This window comes from Amycolatopsis sp. NPDC023774, from assembly GCF_040639695.1.
GTDB lineage: Bacteria > Actinomycetota > Actinomycetes > Mycobacteriales > Pseudonocardiaceae > Amycolatopsis.
The window spans coordinates 77276-97872 of the sequence record NZ_JBFAAJ010000029.1 but is presented as its reverse complement, the minus strand read 5'-3'; the positions used below and the strand labels follow the sequence as shown (position 1 = coordinate 97872).

At 69.6% G+C, this 20597-nt stretch carries 23 protein-coding genes and 2 pseudogenes; 12 read left to right on the top strand and 13 right to left on the bottom strand.

Annotated elements, in window-relative coordinates:
* Positions 1-444: pseudogene (locus tag AB0F91_RS37900) on the bottom strand (cyclase); the annotation flags it as partial.
* 5 nt (positions 445-449) lie between these two features.
* The gene (locus AB0F91_RS37895) at positions 450-1082 is read right to left on the bottom strand and encodes a hypothetical protein (protein ID WP_360605694.1); all 633 of its coding nucleotides are present in this window, start codon (positions 1080-1082) and stop codon (positions 450-452) included.
* Positions 1083-1440: 358 nt separating this feature from the next.
* Between AB0F91_RS37895 and AB0F91_RS37890 the strand changes: the two genes are divergently transcribed.
* Positions 1441-1872 (top strand): hypothetical protein, encoded by a 432-nt coding sequence (locus tag AB0F91_RS37890; RefSeq protein ID WP_360605692.1) that lies wholly within the window; start codon positions 1441-1443, stop codon positions 1870-1872.
* 833 nt (positions 1873-2705) lie between these two features.
* Here the strand turns inward: AB0F91_RS37890 and AB0F91_RS37885 are convergent.
* Complete coding sequence (locus AB0F91_RS37885; RefSeq protein WP_360605690.1) at positions 2706-3110, bottom strand: DUF1330 domain-containing protein; 405 nt, start codon at positions 3108-3110, stop codon at positions 2706-2708.
* 326 nt (positions 3111-3436) lie between these two features.
* A complete protein-coding gene (locus AB0F91_RS37880) occupies positions 3437-3949 on the bottom strand; it encodes a hypothetical protein (protein WP_360605688.1) in 513 nt (170 codons plus the stop codon).
* 311 nt (positions 3950-4260) lie between these two features.
* Between AB0F91_RS37880 and AB0F91_RS37875 the strand changes: the two genes are divergently transcribed.
* On the top strand, positions 4261-4770 hold the full coding sequence (locus AB0F91_RS37875) for an OsmC family protein (protein ID WP_360605686.1): 510 nt from the start codon (positions 4261-4263) through the stop codon (positions 4768-4770).
* 6 nt (positions 4771-4776) lie between these two features.
* Here AB0F91_RS37875 and AB0F91_RS37870 read toward each other — a convergent pair whose 3' ends face one another.
* Positions 4777-5247 carry a winged helix-turn-helix transcriptional regulator gene (locus AB0F91_RS37870; protein WP_360605684.1) on the bottom strand — a complete coding sequence of 157 codons (471 nt, stop codon included), beginning with the start codon at positions 5245-5247 and terminating at the stop codon, positions 4777-4779.
* 289 nt (positions 5248-5536) lie between these two features.
* Entirely contained in the window at positions 5537-5983 is a 447-nt protein-coding gene (locus tag AB0F91_RS37865) for a DUF1772 domain-containing protein (protein WP_360605682.1), read from the bottom strand.
* A gap of 92 nt (positions 5984-6075) precedes the next feature.
* Here AB0F91_RS37865 and AB0F91_RS37860 point away from each other — a divergent pair, with 92 nt between their 5' ends.
* Complete coding sequence (locus AB0F91_RS37860; RefSeq protein ID WP_360605680.1) at positions 6076-6654, top strand: TetR/AcrR family transcriptional regulator; 579 nt, start codon at positions 6076-6078, stop codon at positions 6652-6654.
* A gap of 915 nt (positions 6655-7569) precedes the next feature.
* Here the strand turns inward: AB0F91_RS37860 and AB0F91_RS37855 are convergent.
* Positions 7570-8817 carry a hypothetical protein gene (locus AB0F91_RS37855; protein WP_360605678.1) on the bottom strand — a complete coding sequence of 416 codons (1248 nt, stop codon included), beginning with the start codon at positions 8815-8817 and terminating at the stop codon, positions 7570-7572.
* A 389-nt stretch (positions 8818-9206) separates the two neighbouring features.
* Between AB0F91_RS37855 and AB0F91_RS37850 the strand changes: the two genes are divergently transcribed.
* Entirely contained in the window at positions 9207-9488 is a 282-nt protein-coding gene (locus AB0F91_RS37850; protein WP_360605676.1) for a hypothetical protein, read from the top strand.
* A 36-nt stretch (positions 9489-9524) separates the two neighbouring features.
* On the top strand, positions 9525-9977 hold the full coding sequence (locus tag AB0F91_RS37845) for a MarR family winged helix-turn-helix transcriptional regulator (RefSeq protein WP_360605674.1): 453 nt from the start codon (positions 9525-9527) through the stop codon (positions 9975-9977).
* A 238-nt stretch (positions 9978-10215) separates the two neighbouring features.
* Here AB0F91_RS37845 and AB0F91_RS37840 read toward each other — a convergent pair whose 3' ends face one another.
* Together AB0F91_RS37840 and AB0F91_RS37835 are read right to left on the bottom strand one after the other, a co-directional pair.
* On the bottom strand, positions 10216-11643 hold the full coding sequence (locus AB0F91_RS37840) for a TIGR03619 family F420-dependent LLM class oxidoreductase (protein ID WP_360605710.1): 1428 nt from the start codon (positions 11641-11643) through the stop codon (positions 10216-10218).
* Positions 11532-11930 carry a hypothetical protein gene (locus tag AB0F91_RS37835; RefSeq protein WP_360605708.1) on the bottom strand — a complete coding sequence of 133 codons (399 nt, stop codon included), beginning with the start codon at positions 11928-11930 and terminating at the stop codon, positions 11532-11534. Before AB0F91_RS37835 ends, AB0F91_RS37840 begins: the two co-directional genes overlap by 112 nt.
* A gap of 145 nt (positions 11931-12075) precedes the next feature.
* Here AB0F91_RS37835 and AB0F91_RS37830 point away from each other — a divergent pair, with 145 nt between their 5' ends.
* The 4 genes from AB0F91_RS37830 (at position 12076) to AB0F91_RS37815 (ending at position 15569) form a co-directional block, all read left to right on the top strand.
* A complete protein-coding gene (locus tag AB0F91_RS37830) occupies positions 12076-12423 on the top strand; it encodes a hypothetical protein (protein WP_360605672.1) in 348 nt (115 codons plus the stop codon).
* A gap of 424 nt (positions 12424-12847) precedes the next feature.
* Positions 12848-13033, top strand: coding sequence for a hypothetical protein (locus AB0F91_RS37825; protein ID WP_360605670.1), 186 nt, complete (start codon positions 12848-12850; stop codon positions 13031-13033).
* Between the two features lie 297 nt (positions 13034-13330).
* Positions 13331-15286, top strand: a complete 1956-nt coding sequence (locus AB0F91_RS37820; protein ID WP_360605668.1) for a potassium transporter Kup — start codon at positions 13331-13333, stop codon at positions 15284-15286.
* Positions 15287-15308: 22 nt separating this feature from the next.
* The gene (locus AB0F91_RS37815) at positions 15309-15569 is read left to right on the top strand and encodes a hypothetical protein (RefSeq protein ID WP_360605666.1); all 261 of its coding nucleotides are present in this window, start codon (positions 15309-15311) and stop codon (positions 15567-15569) included.
* Positions 15570-15579: 10 nt separating this feature from the next.
* Here AB0F91_RS37815 and AB0F91_RS37810 read toward each other — a convergent pair whose 3' ends face one another.
* The 3 genes and pseudogenes from AB0F91_RS37810 to AB0F91_RS37800 all read right to left on the bottom strand — a co-directional run bounded on the left by AB0F91_RS37810 (position 15580) and on the right by AB0F91_RS37800 (position 16788).
* On the bottom strand, positions 15580-15714 hold the full coding sequence (locus AB0F91_RS37810; protein WP_360605664.1) for a hypothetical protein: 135 nt from the start codon (positions 15712-15714) through the stop codon (positions 15580-15582).
* On the bottom strand, positions 15711-16262 hold the full coding sequence (locus AB0F91_RS37805) for a carboxymuconolactone decarboxylase family protein (RefSeq protein ID WP_360605706.1): 552 nt from the start codon (positions 16260-16262) through the stop codon (positions 15711-15713). The genes AB0F91_RS37810 and AB0F91_RS37805 overlap by 4 nt, the downstream gene beginning before the upstream one ends.
* A gap of 107 nt (positions 16263-16369) precedes the next feature.
* A pseudogene (locus AB0F91_RS37800) lies at positions 16370-16788 on the bottom strand (GFA family protein).
* Positions 16789-17537: 749 nt separating this feature from the next.
* On the opposite strand from AB0F91_RS37800, the gene AB0F91_RS37795 reads away from it, so the two are divergent.
* From AB0F91_RS37795 to nadE, 3 genes are all read left to right on the top strand, one after another.
* A complete protein-coding gene (locus AB0F91_RS37795; RefSeq protein ID WP_360605662.1) occupies positions 17538-18086 on the top strand; it encodes a patatin-like phospholipase family protein in 549 nt (182 codons plus the stop codon).
* Between the two features lie 42 nt (positions 18087-18128).
* A complete protein-coding gene (locus AB0F91_RS37790) occupies positions 18129-18689 on the top strand; it encodes a TetR family transcriptional regulator (RefSeq protein ID WP_360605660.1) in 561 nt (186 codons plus the stop codon).
* Between the two features lie 163 nt (positions 18690-18852).
* A complete protein-coding gene (nadE, locus tag AB0F91_RS37785) occupies positions 18853-19695 on the top strand; it encodes an ammonia-dependent NAD(+) synthetase (RefSeq protein ID WP_360605658.1) in 843 nt (280 codons plus the stop codon).
* A 44-nt stretch (positions 19696-19739) separates the two neighbouring features.
* Here the strand turns inward: nadE and AB0F91_RS37780 are convergent, their stop codons facing one another.
* Positions 19740-20594 (bottom strand): transporter substrate-binding domain-containing protein, encoded by an 855-nt coding sequence (locus tag AB0F91_RS37780; RefSeq protein ID WP_360605656.1) that lies wholly within the window; start codon positions 20592-20594, stop codon positions 19740-19742.
* Positions 20595-20597: the final 3 nt, after the last annotated feature.

The window sequence follows — 20597 nt, the reverse complement described above, 5'->3', positions numbered from 1 at the left end:
GGTCCACTGGTCATACACCAGGTCGATCGGCGCACCGATGTCGATCTCCTCGACGATGTTGGTGAGCTTGATCTTGTTGCCCTTACCGCTGCTCCGGCCGCCGCCGCCGCTGAACGCGTCCTTCACCTTCTGCGCGATAGCGGACAGGCCGCCCTTGAGGGCGCCCTTCATCGCCTGGCCCTTGATGCTGCCCTTGCCACCGGTCACGGCTTCGAGCAGGCCACCGCCGCCGCCACCGGCGAAATCGGTCAGCCGCCCGGCCGCCGACGACATCTTGTTCGTCAGCGCACCCGTTGCTCGGCCCACCGCCGCCTGCCCCAGCCCACGCAGGGCATCGGTCAGCTCACTCGTGTCACCACCGGTGGCTTTGGACGCGGTGCTGGTGGCTTTGCCTGCTGTGTCGGTCGCCTTGTCGGTGGTGTCCTTCAAAGTCTTGGTGACCACTGCGTTCACCTCCTCGTCCGTCGGACAGGCGAGCGCTTGGTGGTGGTGCGCGCACCGCCGGAACCTTGGCCGTCATCGGATGCCGCGGCCCGCCGGCCGGAAGACCGCCGCTGCCGCGGCCGTTCGCCACTGCTATCGGTGTCACTGTCGTCAGCGCTCGAGCGGCGGGCCGCCGCACGGCGGCGCTTGGGCTTCTCGGGCTCCGGCTCTTCCTCGGCTTCTTCCTCGTCCTCGTCGACGGCTTCGGCTTCGGCTTCAGACTCTTCCTGAGCTTCGTCCTGCGACTCTTCCTGGGCTTCGTCTTCGCCGTTCTGGTCCTCGGCGGGCTCGTCCTCGGCTTTGGACTTCTTGCCGCGGGTGAGCGCGCTGCCTTCCTGGAGACGTTCACTCAGCGACTCGATCTTTCCGCTGGCCGCCGTCACCGCTGCGGACTTCGCCGCACGGAGCAGCTCGTCGCGGGCCAGCGACGTCAACTGCCCGACCTCGGCTGAAGAACTCAACTGCTTGAGACCACTTTGGACGAGGCTCGTCGGCGACACCCCGGTCTTGCCCGTTGCCCCGGCGGCCGCGATCATCAACGCGAGGCGTCCCTTCTTCGTCCGTCCCAGTAGATAACCGGCTGCGACGCCGAGCGCCATCCGTGTTCCTGTTTTCATTGCCGATCCTCCTGAATCCTGCGGTTGCGAGGTCCGCACGCACAACCCGCACGCCGCCCCCGAAAACAACGCGAACAGGAATGTGGCTTCGCCCTCTAAGTCAGCTACCCGCATCCTTCTGCGCGAAAACACGAGATCATGGAAAACAGATCTCTTCCTTGCCTGGCAAAGATGAAAACTGCTTACGGGAGCGGTCTCGGAGGCCGTCATCTGTGATGATCGAAGGCAGGTCAGCTGAAATCGTGCCGTGCCTTCAGCCGTTGAATGAAAATGTGTGAATGGATGCTCGTCGGCCCGATGTCCCTGTTTTTCAGCGCACCGGCCGCGCACGATGGTGCCCGTGGCGCGGGTAGCCGACCGGCGGGAGAATGTGCGCATGAGCAACGAAGCGAGACGTGCCGTGGTGGCGGCGCTGATCAAACTCGCGAGAAGCCCCGACTACCGCGAGAGGGCGGACGCGGGCCGTCACCTTGCCAACTTCGCCGAGATGGACGAGGCAAAGGAGGCGCTGCGGGGACTGGTGCTCGACGCCGGTGACACGGTGGTCACCCGGGCGACGGTGGAGGCATTGCTCCGACGTCAGGACTCGGCCGGGCTTGCAGTGCTCGCCTCCGCTCTCGCCGCCGCCGACCCCCACCACGCCGACTGGATCCAGACTGCCGTCCTCGACGTGTTCGGGACGATCGCCGGCGACCGGGCCGCCGCAGTGCGGGCGTGCGAGGCGCTGGGACGAGACGCTGAGGAACGGGCGCGCCAGGGACGGGCCAAGTGATCGCCGTGCTCGCGACGATCAACCCGATCGCCGGTTCAGCGCAGAGCGACTGATCAAATGAGGTATTGGTGGTCCTGCGGGTGGCGCGGAACGGAACGACCGTCGGAACGCCTGGCTGCGACCGGGGAGCGACAGTTTTTCACGGCGTACCGAATCTTCGGCAAGGCAAAGAAGCCACTGCCAGAAGGCGGCGAGACAGCTGAGCGCAGGCGAGTCAATCCGGTGACGTGGTCGTACCCGGGCGGCGCGGTGAGCGCGCCGTCGGTCATCTGGGTCGCCGCGCCGGGGAGGGCGTTGCCATGCTCGTCGGTCTCGGAGACGACGCCAGCGGCCGGGGCGTCGGGTGGTCGGTGACGTCATAGAACATCGCCGATCGGCGCGCTGAGCGAGCCGCTCGTCCGCGACGCGGTGGAGGCAGCCGGCGTCGTGCTCGGTGCCGGCCTGTGGGTGATCGACCTCGGCGCCGGCGGATTTCGCGGCGAAGATCGACCGGATCGGTTCATCGACCTCCAGCACCGCCACGCCGACGGATACAACGACATCGCCAGTGGGACTGGGGGAAAATCCCGGCCGCGTTCGGCGCGGACGCGCTGATCCGCAAAGCATCCACTGCCGCCGAACCCGGCGCCGCGTTGGGGGAGTGCGACGCTGCTGCCGGCCGTGTCGTCTTCATCGAAGCTGTGCTCGGCAAGGACGACCTTCCCGCCTGTTGCCGAACTCGCGAAGGCGGTGGCCCACCGCGACGGGCTGGAGGCACCGACGAACCCACGGTGTCCGGAGTGGACTTTCTCGACACTGGTCGAAACGGTGTGAAAGCGCCGAGGCTGCCTCGGTTACGCCGGCGCTCGCCGTCCGTCCCCCGCGAGGTCCTGGCCGGGGACGGACGCCGGGTCACGACCCTGCCCGCAGCAGCGGGCGCAGACTTCCAGGCGGTCGAACAGATGCCAGACGTACGACGACGAACCGTTTTCCCGGTGCGGGTGCAGGTCGGCCAGGGCCGGGTCGTTGCGGTAGCTGTCGAACGCGGCGCGCGACTCCCACTCGACGACGATCATGACCTTGCGCGGCTCGATGTCCCCGGTGATCGAATCCTGGAACCGGCCCAGTGCGACAACGCGACCGCCGTGTGCGGCGACCTCCTTCGGTGATCGCCGGGCGTAAGCCAGGTACTCCTCTCGGTCGGCGATGTCGAAGAGGTTGAGAGCGTAGACCGGTCCTGCGTCGTGCGGCTGCGACATGCGTTCTCCTCGATCGAATCAGTGGTGCACGGGGCTGCTTCGGCCGCGAGGTCACCTCGGCGGCACTCACGATGATGTCCGTGACCTTGCCGGGTTGCGAGACGTGCACGTCGTACGCGGCACGACGACCGTGTGCGGATGCCCTCTGCCGAGCCTGGGACAGCGGGAGGTCAGCGGCGAAGAGCTTCCGGAGGAGGTCCTGCTTCGCGGAGAGGTCGGTCTCGCCGCTGGGCAGGGTGACCTGCAACGATTCGCTGAGCGTGCTGCTCGGGAACTTCTTCGTGATGTCGGGCGCGTTCTCGCCCTGGTCGGGGAAAACTCGCCATTTAGACCAGCGCCTGGGCTTTGGGGTCGCCCAGCGTGGCGGCGGTGATCACGCAGCCGCCGGAGGAGCGTGCGGCGGGACGACCGGTCCGTCGAGGCTGTCCACCAGTGCCTTGATGTAGGCGCCGTCGGATGCGACGCCGCGCAGCGACGTGGCGGCGACGATCACGTTGTGACCGCGCTGTTCGATCGCGTGATCTCGCCGCGCAGCTGGAGGTGTCGGCAAACGCGCCGGGCACGAGCACGATCGTCGGCTTCTCCTTCGTCCGCGCATGGTGGTTGGCCTCCTGCGCCGCCGCCGAGGACAACGGCACCGCCGCGAACACGGCAGCGGCGGCCACCGCGGCTGCGTGCTCGTCTCGCTGGTTGCGCGGCACCTTCGCGAGCGCGTCACGCCGGCAACCCAACTCGCCGCGGGCCTGATCGTCATCGGCGCCGGCCGGCGACCTTCGGGCGCCCTTGCACGACAACGCCACGCTGCTGCGTCTGGCTCGCTGTTTCGCGCTCGCCGGCATCGGGACGGGCCTGCTCAACGCCGCGCTCGGCGCCCAAGCCGTCGCCACGCATGGGCAGCGGCGTCAACAACACCGCTGCTACCTCGGCTCCGGCCTCGGCGTCGCGGTCGTGATCTCGACGGTCAACCCGTCGTCTCCTCAAGCCCTCCTGCACTCATGGGCGGTCCCGGTCACGATCGGCGCCGGCATCTCGGGGGTGGTCGGCGTTGCGATCCCGGTCTACGCGCGGATTTCCCGCAGGTGGCGAACCGGCGTAGGCAAACGCACTCAACCCTGTGCGGAACACACGCGAGGTGGGCACAATCGAGCGCATGGACTCCGAAGAGCTGCGCGCGACCCAGGCCCCCTTGAAGGACAAGTACCGCGACGAACCGGAGAGCGCGCTCGTCACGCTGCACGCCGATGCCGAGCTGGACGGCCTCGGCATCTCCTGCAAGGTCGAGACCGGCCGCGCGATCGTCGAGGCCGGGCTGCACCCGGCGACCGGCGGCGACGGCACCCTCGCCTGCTCCGGTGACATGCTGCTCGAAGCGCTCGTCGCCTGCGCCGGGGTGACGCTGCGGGCGGTGGCGACGTCGCTGGGCCTCGAAGTGCGCGGCGGCCGTGTCCGCGCTCAGGGCGACCTCGACTTCCGCGGCACGTTAGCCGTCGCGAAGGACGCCCCGGTGGGCTTCCGCGCGATCCGGCTGTCGTTCGACCTCGACACCGACGCCGACCCCGACCAGCTCGCGACGCTGAAGAAGCTGACCGAACGCTACTGCGTCGTGTTCCAGTCGCTGCGGACACCGCCGGACTTCGCCGTGACGCTCGCGGCGAACTGAACCGTCCTAGTGCGGCCGCACGCCGTGGCCGACCCGTCCGGCGCGAGGAGGCCGGCGCGAAAAGACCGGAGTCCAACACATGCCGGAACAACCCGGCGCGGGCCGTTCTCCGGGCAGTGTTCGTCGCCCCAGGCGAGCAAGTCGCGTAAGACCGGCCGCAGGTCCACACATTTGCCGATCAGAAGTACTCGCGGTAGCCGTGGCCGCCGGGCGTCTCCGCCGGCAAGCCGGCCTCGAGCAGGGCTTCGAGGCGCTCGGCAGCACGGCGCGAGACGTGCCCAGGTGGGCCAGGAAATCTCCGAAGCGGCGCACCCCGAAGAAGGCGTCGCGCAGGATCAGCAACGTCCAGCGTTCGCCGACGATCTCGAGGTTGCGCGCCCGGGAGCACCGCTGACCGGCGTAGTACTCGGACAGGGCACCGTGCCGCTGAATCAGCGGTCGCTCGTTGCTTCGTTTGCCGCGAGTTGGGCTCTGCATGCGTCCTGGATCTCACGCGCACCTGGGCCGCGGTGGCCGCTGAACTCGGGATCGCCGCACCGCAGTCGGCCAGGGCCACCGGCAGCAGGTCGTGGACTTCGTAAGGATCAGCGCCGCTGAGACCAGCCAAGGCCCTGAGTGCCTCCCGGTCGTAGCCCTGGACAAGCCAGTGCGCTGCCCACAGAGGCACGCGCTCGGACGCAACGGTGTCGAGCGCTACCCACGCGGCGACCAACTCCGGAGTCGGTAGGTCCCCGGAGTCGCGCGGGCCGGGCCAGTCAGATTGGGATCAGGGGAGGGCGGCGACCAGCAGGGCGAAGGCGGCGATGAGGACGGCGACGCGGACGTAGTGGAAGCGGTCCCAGCGGTTCATCTGCTCTTTCCAGTCCTCGGGCCGGTTCTCGGGAGTCCACGTCTTGCCCCGGTTGTTGATCGGGACGAGCAGCAGGAGCGACATGATCACGCTCACGATCAGCAGCGCGGCGCCGATGACGACGAGGCCGGTGCCGGGGTGCTGCCATGCGGCGATGGCCCAGACCGCGCTCAGGACGAGTGAGCCGATGTACCAGAACGGCATGAGCACGCCGAGCATCCGGCCCCCGTGGGCGCGGCCGAGCTGGGTGCTGTCGTCGGGGAGTCCGTTGAGGATCGGGTTGATGACGAAGGCGACGGAGAACTCCCCCCGCACCATCAGGCCGACGACCACGACGGTGAGGACTTCGAGTGTGCTGACCATGGTGACCTTCCCGGAACCTAGTGTTACTAGCCCTTGAGTTTCAACGCTATTTCTACTGCCGCTCGGTTGTCTAGCGGTGCTAGACTCCAATCATGTCGGTACAGGAACGCAAGCAGCGCGAACGGGCGGACCGCGAGCGCCTCATCGTGGCGACGGCCCGCCAGCTCGCCGAGCAGCAGGGCTGGGACGCGGTCACCACCCGCCTGCTCGCCGAGCGCATCGAGTACAGCCAGCCGGTTCTCTACAGCCATTTCCGGGGCAAGCGCGAGATCATCGGCGCCGTCGCCCTCGAGGGCGCGGCCGAGCTGGCCGCGACGCTGCGGGCCGCGACCTCCACCGTGGCCGGCCAGCGCGCCCGGGTCACTGCTCTTGCCCGCGCCTACCTCGACTTCGCCGAGCGCAACCCGGCGGTCTACGACGCGATGTTCCAGCTCGACGGTGGCCTGGTCTTCGCGAATGAGGACACCCCGGAGCCGCTGAAGGACGCCTTCGCGGCCCTGCTGGAGAGCCTCGGCGAGGTCGCCGGCGACGGTGTCCACCCGGGACTGTTCACCGAGCTGTTCTGGGCGGCCCTGCACGGGCTCGCTACCCTGACCCGGGCGCGACGGCTGCCGCCGGAGGTCACCGAGCAGCGGACGCAGCTGCTGGTGGACCGGCTCGCCGTGCTCTGACGCATCTCGCCTCCGGCGTCCTCGGTTGCCGCTGCCTGCCCGCGCCATCGCTTCCGGTCAGGCCCGCCGAATCGCCCGGCCCCGGGCGCTGACCTGGCGCCCGCCCGCGAAGCGCGGTGCTCATCGATCACGATCCGGTATGCGCCCCAAGACATGGCGACCATTGCCGGCTGGCTTGAATGGTCCCGATCCGTGGTGCGGTTGGGATTGGCAGTGTTCGCCGAGCCGGCCGATCATGGGGGCTCCGGTGATTCGACTGGTGGGCGTGGGCGAGAATGATCTGCACGTCGACTGGCGACCGGCCGGCGTCACCGGCCGTTGCGCAGTGCCGCCGTGTGGCGCAGGTCGTGTGTGCCCCAGTGCCGAGGTCGGTGTCGACTCGCCGGAACACCACGCGAAGCTCGTCATCGCGGTCGCGGCCGGCCTGCGTCGGCCGCGGTGCCAGCCGATCCGCAGGACGAGTTTGCCGTGCGCGTGTCCCGACTGGCTCAGTTTCGCGGCCGTGCGCCAGTCCTCCAGCGGGAACGTGTGGGCCACTGGTACCGAGAAGTGCCTTGTGATGCCAGTCGAACGTCGTCGCCGAGGACGTCGGTGGACGCGGCGCGAGTGAAAAGCGGTTATCCATCGATTCCTACGCGGTGAACTGGTACGACAGCCTGGTCATCGCCACGGGACACGACAAGGCGGCCAGGGAAGCATTCGTCCGGTTCACCAACCACACCTAGATCCGGAAGGACGTCACGAACGCCCTGGCCACCTGGCCCCGGGCCTGGAGCCACCCCGTGCTCGCACAGCCGGACTACAACAACTACCTCTCGGAGAGGGGCGGCGCTTCGCGCGCCAGGACACGGAAAGCCGAAACCCGCGCTGACCAGGAAAGCCAGCCGGGCGTGGCGGCGCCCGGCCGGGAACCCGTCAAGCCGGCAGGGAAGACAGCGGCACGGCGAACACCGAGCGCCCGCACGTCTGGCCCTGGGCGGAGCAGTCCGTGGTCGACCATTCCGACTGCGACCACACCAGGCCGGTCGACCAGTCGTAGGTCAAGGCTTCCGGATGAACTGCCCAGCAAGCCGTCGTGGCGGGGGAGCCGCAGGTCGACGAACTGCTCGCGGAGGTCGTCTGGGTCCAGAGCTGGCCGTTGAGCGTGGCGGAGCTGTGCGAGACGTACCACTTGCCGTTGTGGGAGAGGACACCCTGCATGTTGCCGACGGAGCTGCGGAAAGCCTCGGTGGCGGGGGTGGTCCCCGTGCTCGCCAGGAGGTAGTCGGTGCCGGTGGGGTAGCGGTAGAGGCGGCCGTGGAGGGATTGGTCGGCGAAGTATTCCGTGGTGACGATGCTGACGGGCGAGGTGGTGCGGTCCAGGGACATTGAGGAGAAGCAGGGGACGCCGGTGTCGGAGGACATACTGCAGGTGCCGCCGGCGTAGGTGTAGTAGCCGATTTGCATCATCGCGTATTTGTAGGTGTAGGCGGCGTACCCGGCCGAGGTCTTGCCGATCGCGTTGGACGTCGTGTCGGTCATCTGCAGGATGTGTTTGGTGCTGAAGACACGGATGGCGGTGGAGGTGTTGCCGACGGCGGTCACGAAGATCTTGTCGCCGTACCAGGCCATGCCGCCCATGTGCGCTTTCGCGGCGGTGAAACTCGAGCCGGTGCTGTTGGGCACGGCGAGGTACACCATGCGGTTGGTGGGGGTGGCCGGCTTGTCGTAGTTGACGGTCATGATGCGGGCGTCGTCGTAGCGGCCGAGGGCGTCGCCGCTGTGCCAGCCGGACAGGATGACCTTGTCGGCGCCCCACATGCCGTCGTCGTCGGCGTCGCCGGAGGTGGTGATGCCCTGGGGCACCCAGGTGGCGCTGTTCGCGCGGTCGGTGTCCCAGCAGAAGGACGTGGTGGCCACCGGTGCCTTCGGCAGTGCGGCTTTTTCGGCGGCGGTGCAGCCGGTGGTGGGGTAGCTGGGGTCGTTGACGACGGTGTTGAGGCTGACGTTGGGCAGCGCGTTGTCGAGCGTCGTCAACGCGGCGGTCGGGGTGGCGTGCCAGACCAGGCTCTGTTTCGTCGTGGTGGTCAGGGGATCGCTGTAGGCGGCGCTGGCGGTACCGGGAATCGCGAGCGCGCCGGCGGCGACGGCGAGCAGGAGGAGGAGCACTCGGGGAATTCGCATGAGAACCATTTCTGCATGCGATTCGGGAAAGTGTCAAACCGCGGTGGAAAACGAGTTTGTACGATTCTTGTACAATTCTTCGGTAGGAATATGTTGGGGGCCGTATTGGTGCTTCAGGCGAATCCGTGTCCGGCGGCGCGACGATGGGACTGGGTGAACGCCATGCCCGTCGACACCGCGCTGATCGCGCTCGGCACCGTCGCCGCGTGGACGGCCGCGAAGCTGTCGCTTGGCCACCACGAGATCGCCGCGGAGGCCGTGGTCGACCGGATCGCGAAGTTCGCGTCGGACCCGCGGCCGCGGGTGTTCGCGGAACTGCTCGACTGCCCGGAGCGGTTCGAGCACGTGGACAGCGAACTCGGTCTGGCGCCGGCACGGAACCCGGATTCGTGCAGCCGGAACTCGTGTGCGTCAGCGAGGGCGAGTCGCTTGTGGACCGTTGCCGGGACTTGCGGCCGGTGCCGGATCTGCGGCTGTCGAGGTGGCCGGAGAAGCAGCTGTCGTTGACCGGGACGACCTTGCGGCTGGACAGCCTGAACGTGCGGTCCACGGAGCTGACCGACCTGACGTGCCTGGGCTTCGTGGAGGCGGCTGCCGTCGCCGGGCAGGGTGGCGGTGAGCTCCGCCGGGCGGGGCGTGACTCCGAGGCTGAGCACGGGCGAGGTTCGTAGCGGATGAAACCGTATCAGCCGAGGTAGAGTGCGGGCATGAGTGGGAAGCCGCGGGCCAACGATCGCCCGGGGGACGACTCGCCGTTCGCGCTGGGGTTGCTGCTGCGCCGGGCGCACGCGCGGGTGGCGAGCACGATGACGGCCGCCATGCGGCCGCACGGCCTGGACCTGCGGCACTTCGCCGTGCTGATCACCCTCGTGGACCGCGGGCCGACGACGCAGCGGGACCTGGTCGAGGCGACGGGCTCGGACAAAGCCGGGATCATGCGGGTCGTCGACGACCTGGAGGAGAAGGGGTTCGCGGTCCGCAAGGCCGTGCCGGGGGACCGGCGCGTGCGTGAAGTCGAGATCACCGAGGCCGGGTTGACAGCGTTCGACGCGGCGCACGATGACGCGAGGGGGCCGGCGCAGGAGCTGGTGTCGCACCTGCGGCCGGGGGAGCCGGCGAAGTTGATGGATTTGCTGACGCGGTTCACGTATCCGGAGTGAGCGGCTGGTCCGCAGAGGAATATCCGGGGAAGGCGTCCGCGGTGGCGGGGTCGCTGTTCGAAGTGGACGCTGTCGCCGCACGGCCGGCTGCGGCCACCCTCCCCACCAACAGCAGGACACGGTGACTGCCGCTCTGAGGCCCGCTACGGCCTGGACACCCGGTGCATCGGCGGAGGTCAGGGCAGCGCCGCATTGTTCGAACGCGGGTCCTGACCGGGCTGGGCCGGCGGGCTCGTGGTCACTCGCCGGCCGCGGTGGGGAGCCAGCGGGCGGCGAGTGTCGACACCCAGTCGGCGGCCAGTTCCAGGTCCTCGGGTGGGCTGTCGACGATCACCAGTTCGTCGACGCCGAGTGCGGCCAGCTCTTCGACGTCGTCGGGTTCGGGATCGCGCAGGGCGACGGCGATCCGCAGTTCGGCGACGTCGCGGTCCTGCGCGGCGAGGAAGGCCAGGCGGTCGGCGACTTCGGGAACGCCGTCGAGGTTGAAGCCGTACCAGCCGTCGCCCAGCGTGGCGGCGCGGCGCAGTGCCGCGTCGCTGTTGCCGCCGAAGATGATCGGGATGCTGGCGCCGCAAGGTTTCGGGTTCACGCGGATCGAGTCGAACCGGACGAAGTCGCCTGTGAACGAGGCGACGTCTTCTCGCCACAACGCGCGCATGGCCGCGACGTACTCCTCCGTCCGCGCCGTCCGCCGGGCGAAGGGCACGCCGAGGGCGTCGAACTCCTCGCGTGACCAGCCGACGCCCACGCCGAGCGTGAGACGGCCGCCGGACAGCACGTCGAGGCTGGCAGCCTGCTTGGCCACGACGATCGGGTTGTGCTCGGGCAGGAGCAGGACACCCGTGGCGACGCGGATGGTCGATGTGGCCGCGGCGGCGAAGCTGAGGCCGACCAAGGGATCGAGCCAGTGCGCTGCCGCCGGGACGGCGATGCGCCCGTCGGGCGAGTACGGGTAGCGCGAGGACGCGTGGTCGACCATCACGACGTGCTCGCCCGACCACAGCGTCGCGAAGCCGCACGCCTCGGCCGCCACGGCGACCGCGTCGATCACGGCCCGGCGGGCGCCGGCGCCGATGCCCAGTGCGTGCAGTCCGAGCTGCATCGGACCAGCTTCGCACACTCCGGGGCGGGATCGGGCCCGCTGACTGTCCGCCGCGATGCGGACGAAGCCGCGGACCTGCGCGTTCGCGCCGGTTTTCGGCCACGCCACCACGAGGCTGCTCGGCGCGTGGCCGGACAGCGGAAGCGCGACGAGGCCCGTGGGGAGCGGTTGGTCGACCGAGGCGAGGGCGGCCGTCGCGTTCCAGGTGACGGCTTGGAGGCATTCGCGGATCGTGCGCAGCACGGGTGCGGCGGGGTCGGGTGGGCCGCCGGTCCAGAACGACGTCCAGGCCGGGTCGGTGCCGCCGGGGAGCCGGACCCAGCGGCGGCCGGTGAGGTCGGAAGCCGAAACCGCCGAGCGGGCGGCGGGCGGGTCGGCGCGCAGGATGACGGCGACGGGGACGGCGCGCAGGATGCGGGTGGCGACGCCGGTCGTGTCGAAGGGCGTGCGGGTCAGCGTGACGTCGACGAGGCCGGCGCGCAGACTCGCGGTCGGGTCGGCGAGGTCTGTTTTGCCCACGGTGATTTCGACGTGCGGACAGTGCTCGCGGAACCGGGGGACCAGCTGCGCGCCGACGAACTCGGCCGCGTCCGCGAGGGTGCCGACAACGAGCCGCGCGGTGCCGGCCGGCCGCGGCGGTCACCCGACCGCGGATGCGGTCGGCCTTGGCGAGGAGGGCGACAGCGTCTTCGTGCAGAACCGCGCCGGCGGTGGTGAGGGTGACACCCTTGGGCGTGCGTTCGAACGGGTGGCGCCGAGCTCGTCCTCCAGCTGCCGCAGCCGCGGCCGAGTGGGGGCTGGCTCATGTGCAGCCGGTGCGCGGCGCGGCCGACGTGGCGCTCCTCGGCCACCGCGACGAAGTACCGCAGCACGCGCAGACCCACCTCGACCCGATACCCGTGGGCTATCGGGTCGTCGCGACCGGTCTTGACCGCCGTGCCCCGCGCAGGCCGACGATCGAGGCATGGACACGACCCCCTCCGCACTCACGATCGGGTGTGCTTCCGCTACGACACGACACAGGCGTTGTTCGAGGGTGGCATCGACACGAAAGTGAACACCGCACCCACCCTGCCCGAGATCTTCGAACGCGTGATCCGCAAGCACGAGTTCGACGTCGCCGAGCTCGGCCTCACGTTCTACCTGCGGCTGCTGGACGAAGGCCTGCCCTACGTGGCGCTGCCGATCTTCCCGAACCGCGTGTTCCGGCATTCGTGCGTTTTCGTCAACACCCACGCCGGCATCACCGGGCGGGCCGACCTCGCCGGCAGGACGATCGGCGAGTTCGGCACGTGCGACCAGGACTCCGGCGTCTGGGCCAAGGGGATCCTCGCCGACGAGTAAGGCTTCGAACCCGAACGCAACCGGTGGGTGATCGGGGGGCTCGAGCGTCCGGCCCCGCCGTTCGCTTTCATCCCGCACCCGCACCCCTCCGGCCTGGACGTTTCCGAGGCGCCCGTGCGGAAAATGCTCAACGTGATGCTCGACGCGGGCGAGATCGACGCGCTGTTCTCCGCCAACGGTCCGCAGTGCGTGCTCGACGGCTCGCCGAACGTCACCCGGCTGGTCCGCGACTTCGAGCCCCTCGAACGCGACTACCACCGGCGCACGGGGATCTTCCCGATCATGCACACCATCGTCGTCCGACGTGAACTCCTGAACGAGCGACCAGGCCTCGCACGCGAGCTGTACACTGCGTTCTCCGCCGACAAGGACACCGCCGCGGGCCGCTGCCGGCGCGACCGCCGGCTGTATCAGGTCCCCGACGATGGTGGCGTGGCGCAACGCCCTCGTCGAGAGCAACGAGGAGCAGTTCACCGGAGACTGGCGGCCCTACGGCATCGAGGCGAGCGAACCGCACCACCCTCGACACGTACCTGCACCACGAGCAGGGCCTGTCCAGCGCCGGCTGCAGGTCGAGGAGGTCTTCGCGCAAGACCTCCTCGGCACCTGACCGTCGATAGTGGACCAGAAGCCGAGGTCGACGAGGTACTCGCCACTCCGGTGAACAGCCGCAATTGGCACAACGAACGCGTGAAGGTCCCCGCCGGAAGGTGCTGTCGCGTCTTGGTGCACGTCCGGACGATGACGACCTGGCACGGGTCGAAGCGGGCGATCTCCCGCACGGTACCCCCTGCCGAGGAGAGTCCCGTGCCGACGCGGCGGTTGATCTTCCGCTGCCGTCCACCTCGGGCCGGTAGGGTTCCCCCCGATGTCGGGGCTGTGCCCGCTCGCGCCGAGGAGGAAGACCGTGACCGAGGGCCGGAAGGCGACCACGACGGAGGACGGGCCGGCCGGCCGCGCGCGGCTCGCGCGGGACTCCGTGAAGCTGGCCGTGGTGGTCGGGGCGCTGGGGGTCGTGTTCGGCGACATCGGGACGAGCCCGATCTACACGCTGCAGACGGTGTTCAGCCCGAGTGACCCGCACCCGGTGCCGGTGAGCGCGCAGAACGTGTTCGGGGTCGTGTCGCTGATCTTCTGGTCCGTGACGATCATCGTGACTGTCACGTACGTGCTGCTGGCGATGCGTGCGGACAACGACGGCGAGGGAGGCATCATGGCGTTGATCACCCTGCTGCGCCGCCGCGGTGGGCAGGGGCGGCGGCGGGTGGCCGTGGTGCTGGCGGGGCTGGGCATCTTCGGCGCGTCACTGTTCTTCGGCGACAGCATGATCACCCCGGCGATCTCGGTGCTGTCGGCGGTGGAGGGGCTCAAGGTCGTCGACGACTCGTTCGAGAGCTGGGTCGTGCCGATCACCGCCGTGATCATCGTGGTGCTGTTCCTGGTGCAACGCAGGGGCACGGCCGCCGTCGGGCGGGTGTTCGGGCCGGTGATGATCACGTGGTTCACCGTGATCGGCCTGACCGGGGTGACGGGCATCGTCAAGCACCCCGCGATCCTCGAAGCGCTCTCACCCACGTACGCGCTCGACTTCATGGTCGGCCACTTCGACATCGCCTTCTTCGCCCTCGCCGCGGTCGTGCTGTCGGTCACCGGCGCCGAAGCGCTCTACGCGGACATGGGCCACTTCGGCCGCCGAGCCATCACGCGCGGGTGGCTTTTCCTCGTGTTCCCCGCGTGCGTGCTCAACTACTTCGGCCAGGGCGCGCTGATCCTCGAAGACCAGGCCAACCTGAGCAGCCCGTTCTTCCTGCTCGTCCCCGGCTGGGCCCGGCTGCCGCTCGTCCTGCTGGCCACGGCGGCGACCGTGATCGCGTCGCAGGCCGTGATCACCGGCGCGTACTCGGTCGCGTCGCAGGCCGCGCAGCTCGGGTACCTGCCGCGGCTGCGGATCGCGCACACGTCGGAGACCGAGCGCGGCCAGATCTACGTGCCGTGGATCAACTGGCTGCTGATGTTCTCCGTGCTGACGCTGGTGTTCGCCTTCCGCAGCTCCTCGGCGCTCGCGTACGCGTTCGGCATGGCGGTGACCGCGACGATCACCATCACCACGTTGCTGTTCTTCTACATCGCCCGGTCGAAATGGAGCACGCCGCCATGGCTGCTCTGGGCCGGCGGGGGCGTGCTCCTGGTAGTCGACCTGCTGTTCGTCGCCGCCAACCTGACCAAGCTCGTCCACGGCGCGTGGCTGCCGCTGCTCATCGGCCTCACCGCGTTCACCGTCATGACCACCTGGCAACGCGGCCGCCAGATCGTGACGGCCGAACGCAACCGGCACGAAGGGGCATTGCGGGAGTTCGTCGACAAGCTGCGCAACGGCGAGTCGCCGACGCAGACCGTGCCCGGTACGGCCGTTTTCCTCAACCGTGGCAACGACAGCGCGCCGCTGGCCATGCGCGCCAACGTGGAGCACAACCACGTGCGCCACGAGCACGTGGTGATCATGTCGCTGGAGACCGAGCCCGTGCCGCGGATCCCGGACGCCGAGCGGATCTCCGTGGACGACCTCGGCTACGCCGACGACGGCATCACCCACGTCACGGCCCGCTTCGGCTACATGGAGACCCCGGACGTGCCGCGCACGCTCCGGCTCGTCGACCCGGCCGACACCGAAGGCCGCCTGCAGGTCGACGACGCGTCCTACTTCCTGTCGAAGATCGAGCTGCGCCGTGGCGACGAGCCCACCATGGCGTCGTGGCGCAAGCGCCTGTTCATCGCCACCTCCTACATCACCGCCGACGCGGCCGAGTACTTCGCACTGCCTCGGGAACGGACCGTGATCATGGGTTCGCACATCGACGTGTAGCACGTCAGGAAAGGCGCCGACGATGACCGACCCCGATCTTGAAGCTCTGCGCGCAGCAGCCGCGGCGGGCGATTCCGACGCGGTCGGCCAGCTGATCGAGCTGGCCGCCGAACGCGGCGACGCGGCCGAGCTGCGCCAGTGGGCGGCCGGTGGCAGCTCGGATGCCGCAGACCTGCTGGTCGAGGTGGCGACCGAGCGTGAGGACCACGACGAGCTGCGCCGGCCGGCGCTCGGCGGCAACACCACGGCCGCGGAAGTGCTGGCGGACCTGGAAAGCGACTAGCCCGGCTGGGTCAGTGCGGGGCCGGGATGTGGCGCGCGAAGGGGTCGTCGTCGTGCGCGTCGAGCCAGGCGCCGGCGAGGCGGAGCAGCAGGGCCACCAGCACGAACCCGCCGATCGCGTCCAGGACGAACGTCGGGTCGGTCATCTGCTCAGCGTCCGGCGCGTCCGGCCGCGAGCCCCGACGGAACCTTGACGGCCGCGGACCGCTCGTTGACGGCGTTTTGGTGCCGTCGGTCCGATTCGGGCGACGGCGGGTCGAGGCGGCCGGCTGGGCGCCGACTCCTCATTCCGGCCGCTCGACGCCGAAGACGTGCAACTGCATCGCGACGAGCTGGTAGTAACCGACCACAGTGGACAATTCGAACAGCTTCGCCGCGCCGAGGTTCGAGACGGCGTCGGTGTATTCCTCGTCGGTGAGCTTGCCGTGATCGAGGAGCCGGCGGGCGGCCCTGACGACGGCTGCCTCTTCGGGATCGGTGAGCTCCGGCTCTCGCGCAGCGCGGTGATCTCCTCGTCGGTCAGCACCAGTTGCCGGCCGACGTGCTCGTGGGCCAACTGCTCGTACCCGCTCTCCCGCGAAGCGGCCACCATCAGGACGGCCAGCTCCCGGACCCGATCGGACAGTTCACCGCCGTGGCGCAGCGCGGCGCCGAGTCGCTGCAGCGCGTCGCCGACCGGCGGGTTGAGCAGCATGGCGTTGAACGGCCCCCCGAGCGTCCCGTCGGAGTCCACGATGCCGAAGGGGTTCCGCGCGCGCGGCCCGGCCGTGATGGATTCGTAGAGCCTCCGTTGCTCGTCGGTCATCGCGGCGGGGGAGACGCGGGGAATCCGGCTCGTGCCGGAATCCTAGGGACAATGTGGTTCGCTGCGGCTTTCTCGCCGCGATCTACCGCGCGTCGCCCTCGAAGCGCGCGCGGCCGGGGTGGGGCTCGCCAGTTCCGCGCCCGGCGCCACCACACGTCGGCGAGAGGCGTGAGTCCAGTGCGGTCGTCGAGGGTGCCGCCCTTGACGATGAGGGTTTCGGGGCGTTCGTGGAGCACCGTGAAGATCGGGGTGCCGCAGTCGCCGCAGAACAGACGGTCGCGCAGGTGGCCGTTCTCGGTTCCGGTGGTGTGGTGGACCTTGGGTGTGCCCTCGTCTTCACCGCGTCCCGCGCCACCAGGACGTTGTCCGAGAACGCCGATCCCGCGTGGCGCTGGCAGTCGTCACAGTGGCACAGGACGACACCGTCGGGCCGGGCGTCGAACCGGTAGCCGATGGCGCCGCAGAGGCAGAGGCCTGTTCGGATGGCGGCGAGCGGATCGGGTCATGGCGAGATCTCCTTCTCCCGGTTGGGCAGCCCGCGGCCGGACTCGCACGTGGACCGTCCGCGGTGGCGGCAACTCGAGTATTGCGACGGCAAGTAGTCCGGACCTGTCTTTGCTGAAACGGCCGACGGCGTGAGTACCACCGGCGGGGACAGGCTCGCGCGGCGAGCCGGAGTGATGATCCGTGCCCACGTCCACAAACGTAGACATCTGCTGTAGACATCAAGCGTAGACTACCGGGTGACGGTACCCGGAAGCCCGAAACCGGGTGTTTCGTGCGTCGGTTTCGGCCACCGCGAAGGAGAACGTGCCATGCCCCGACCCCGGGAAATCCCTCTGCTCACCGCACTCGTCCTCGGCGGCGGTGGTCCGGTCGGCGCCGCGTGGACCTCGGCCCTGGTGCACCGGCTGGAGACCGCGGGTGTGCCGCTGTCCGAGTCCGGGGTGGTGGGTACGTCGGCCGGGTCGATCGTCAGTGCGTGGCTCACGATGGAGCCGGCCGGGCTGCCGACGGTGCCGGCGAAGATGCGGGAGCGCGCGGCCTGGCACTCGCGCAACGTCACCGCCGGCGCGGGGACCGGACGCTTTTCCGGGGTCTGGCCCAGGACACCTCGGAGGGACCCGAGCGGGCGCGGCGATCGGCCAGGCCGCGATCGCCGCGGTGCCGCCGATTTCGGACGCGCAGGCCGACGAACTGCGGTCCTGGGCGCTGCCGGCCGGGCAATGGCCGAGCCGGCTCCGGATCACCGCGGTGAGCACGGACACCGGCCTCGCCCGCGGGTGGTCGCCGGCCGACGGGATCTCCGTCGCGGTCGCGGTGGCCTGTTCATCGGCGGCGCCGGGCGTCGCGCCGCCCGTGCACGTGGCCGGCTCGACCTGGGTCGACGGGGGAGTGCGCTCGGGTACCAACGCCGACCTGGCCCTCGATCCGCAGTGGCACGACGGCGGTGCTGTCGAGCCGGGCCGGGTGCTCGTGGTGGCGCCGATACCGTCCGCGGATCTCGCGCGGGAGGAGGCTTTGCTCACTGAACGCGGTCACCGCGTGCGGGTGATCACGGCGGACCCGTTCTACGAGAAGCCCCACGACCTGCTGGACGCGGGGTTCATCGAGGTCGGAGCCGAGGCGGGGGCGAGCCAGGCGGACGGCCTGGTCGACGACCTGGTGACGTGGTGGAACGAGCCGGTCCGGCCCTCGCGGAGCCTCGGCTAAGGTCCACGAGAACGATCACCCCAGCCGTGGAGGATCCCCGGGATGCCCGACGCATCGTCTCCCCGCCGTCGTGACGCGGCGGCGAGCCGCGCCCGGCTGCTGGCCGCCGCCGGCGAGCTGTTCGCCGACCGCGGCTACGACCGGACGACGGCGCGGGACATCGGTGAACGCGCCGGCGTCGACCCGACGATGATCGCGCGCTATTTCGGCGGCAAGGCACAGCTGTTCATCGCCGTGCTGCGCGCCGAGGGCGAACCGGGCGAGCGGCTGCCCGACGTCCTGGAACCGGCCCGGCTGAAGGGGTTGATCGAGCGCACCGGCACGCGCGGGCCGGGCCCGATCCTGCAGGCCGCGATCCGGCCGTACGACAACCCCGAGGCTCAGAAAGCCGCGCTTGCCGAACTGGACCACCGCGTCCTCACCCCGCTGCGCGAGCGGTTCGTGCGCGAGGGCGTGGCGAACCCCGAGCTGCGCGCCGAAGTGCTGTCGGCCGCGTTGATCGGCGTGATCCTCGGCCGGCACGCGGGAGCGTTGGAGCAGCTGGCGGTCGCCGGGACCGCCGAACTGCTGACCCTGTTGCAGGGGATCCTCGGCAGCGAGTGAGACCGGGGGACCGCTCGGACGTCCTGACAGGACAGTGCTCAGGCGCTCGGGTCAGGCACCTGGCGCAGTGCGCCGAGGCCGGGGAGGCGGCTGCGGTCGAGGCCGGCGGCTTACCCGTTCCTCGGTGGTCGGCCGGGCAGGAGGCGCCAGTAAAGTACGGCGAATGGAGAACCTACGGCAGCAGATTCTCGCCGAGCTCGGCGTCAAGCCGGTCATCACACCGAAAGCCGAGATCCGGCAGCGGGTCGACTTCCTCAAGGACTACCTGCGCTCGACGCCGGCCAAGGGCTTCGTGCTCGGCATCAGCGGCGGCCAGGACAGCTCGCTGACCGGCCGGCTGTGCCAGCTCGCCGCCGAGGAGCTGCGCGCGGAGGGGCGCGAGGCCACGTTCGTCGCGGTGCGGCTGCCCTACGGCGTGCAGGCCGACGAGGAAGACGCGCAGATCGCGCTGGAGTTCATCAAGCCGGACCATTCGGTCACCGTGAACGTGAAGCCCAGCGCGGACGCCGTCGCAACGGAGTCGGCGCTCGGGATCAGCGAGCTGCTGGGCGAGGCGCCCGGCTTGCGCGACTTCGTGCGCGGCAACATCAAGGCCCGCGAGCGCATGGTGATCCAGTACTCGATCGCCGGGCAACTGGACCTGCTGGTCGCGGGCACCGACCACGCGGCCGAAGCCGTCACCGGCTTCTTCACCAAGTACGGCGACGGCGGCGTCGACATCACGCCTCTCACCGGGCTGACCAAGCGCCAGGGTGCCGCGCTGCTGCAGGAGCTGGGTGCGCCGCCGAGCGTCTGGCAGAAGGTGCCGACCGCCGACCTCGAGGACGACCGGCCCGCCCTGCCCGACGAGGTGGCCCTGGGCCTCAAGTACTCCGAGCTCGACGACTACCTCGAAGGCCTCGACGTGAGCCCGGAGGTCGCGGAGAAGGTGGAGTCGATCTTCCTCAAAACGCGCCACAAGCGCACCGTGCCGGTCAGCCCGCTCGAGGACTGGTGGCGGAGCTGAGCCGCCGGCCGAGGTGGCCGGGTCCGCGGACCCGGCCACCTCGGTCACTTCGCCGCGGGATCCTTCTGGACCTGCGCCTGCAGTGAAGGCCAGTACTGGAACAGCGAACTCGGATATTCCTGCCCGGGGAAGTACTGGCGGTACAGCTTGAGGAACGTGCCGTCGTCCACCACGGCGGCGAGCTGCTTGTCGTAGTCGGCGAGGAACTTGTCGAGTCCTTTTCGGACGGCCATCGCCTCGGGTAGCGGGTTCTGCACCGAGACACCGACCTTCAGCCGCCCCGGGTGCTGGGCGAAGACCGTGATGGCCTGCACCGAGCTGACGACGAAGCCGTCGAGGTTGCCGTTGAGGAGCTGGTCGATGCCGGTGGCGTTGGTCTGGACGCTGACGACACTGGCCTGGGGCAACGTCTTCGCGGCGAAATCGGCCTGCGCGCTGCCGATGCCGACGCCCACGCGTTTGCCCTTCAGGTCGGCGACGGTCTTGACCGGCGAGTCGGCGCGGACCAGCACGTCGTTGGCGTCGACGTAGAACGGCGTGGTGAAGGCGACGTTGCGCTTGCGTTCCTCGGACATGGTGAGGTCGGCGATCATCATGTCGTACTGGCCCGCGGTGACCAGCGGCAGACCCGCGCCGACGGTGGAGAGCTTGTAGGTGATCTTGAGACCCATGCGCTTCGCGATGACGTCGTTGAGGTCGATCAGCATCCCGGCCGGCTTGCCGCTCGTGTCGGGCGACACGAACGGCGCGTCGCCCTGTGGCACGCCGGCCGTGATGGTGCCGGGCACCGCGAGGCCGTAGGGGTCCGTGCTCGTGGCGCCGCCACCGCCGCAGGCGGAAACGGTCAGCAACCCCGCTGCCGCGAGCGCGGTGTAGGCGGTCCGGAATCGTCGGCGCATTCT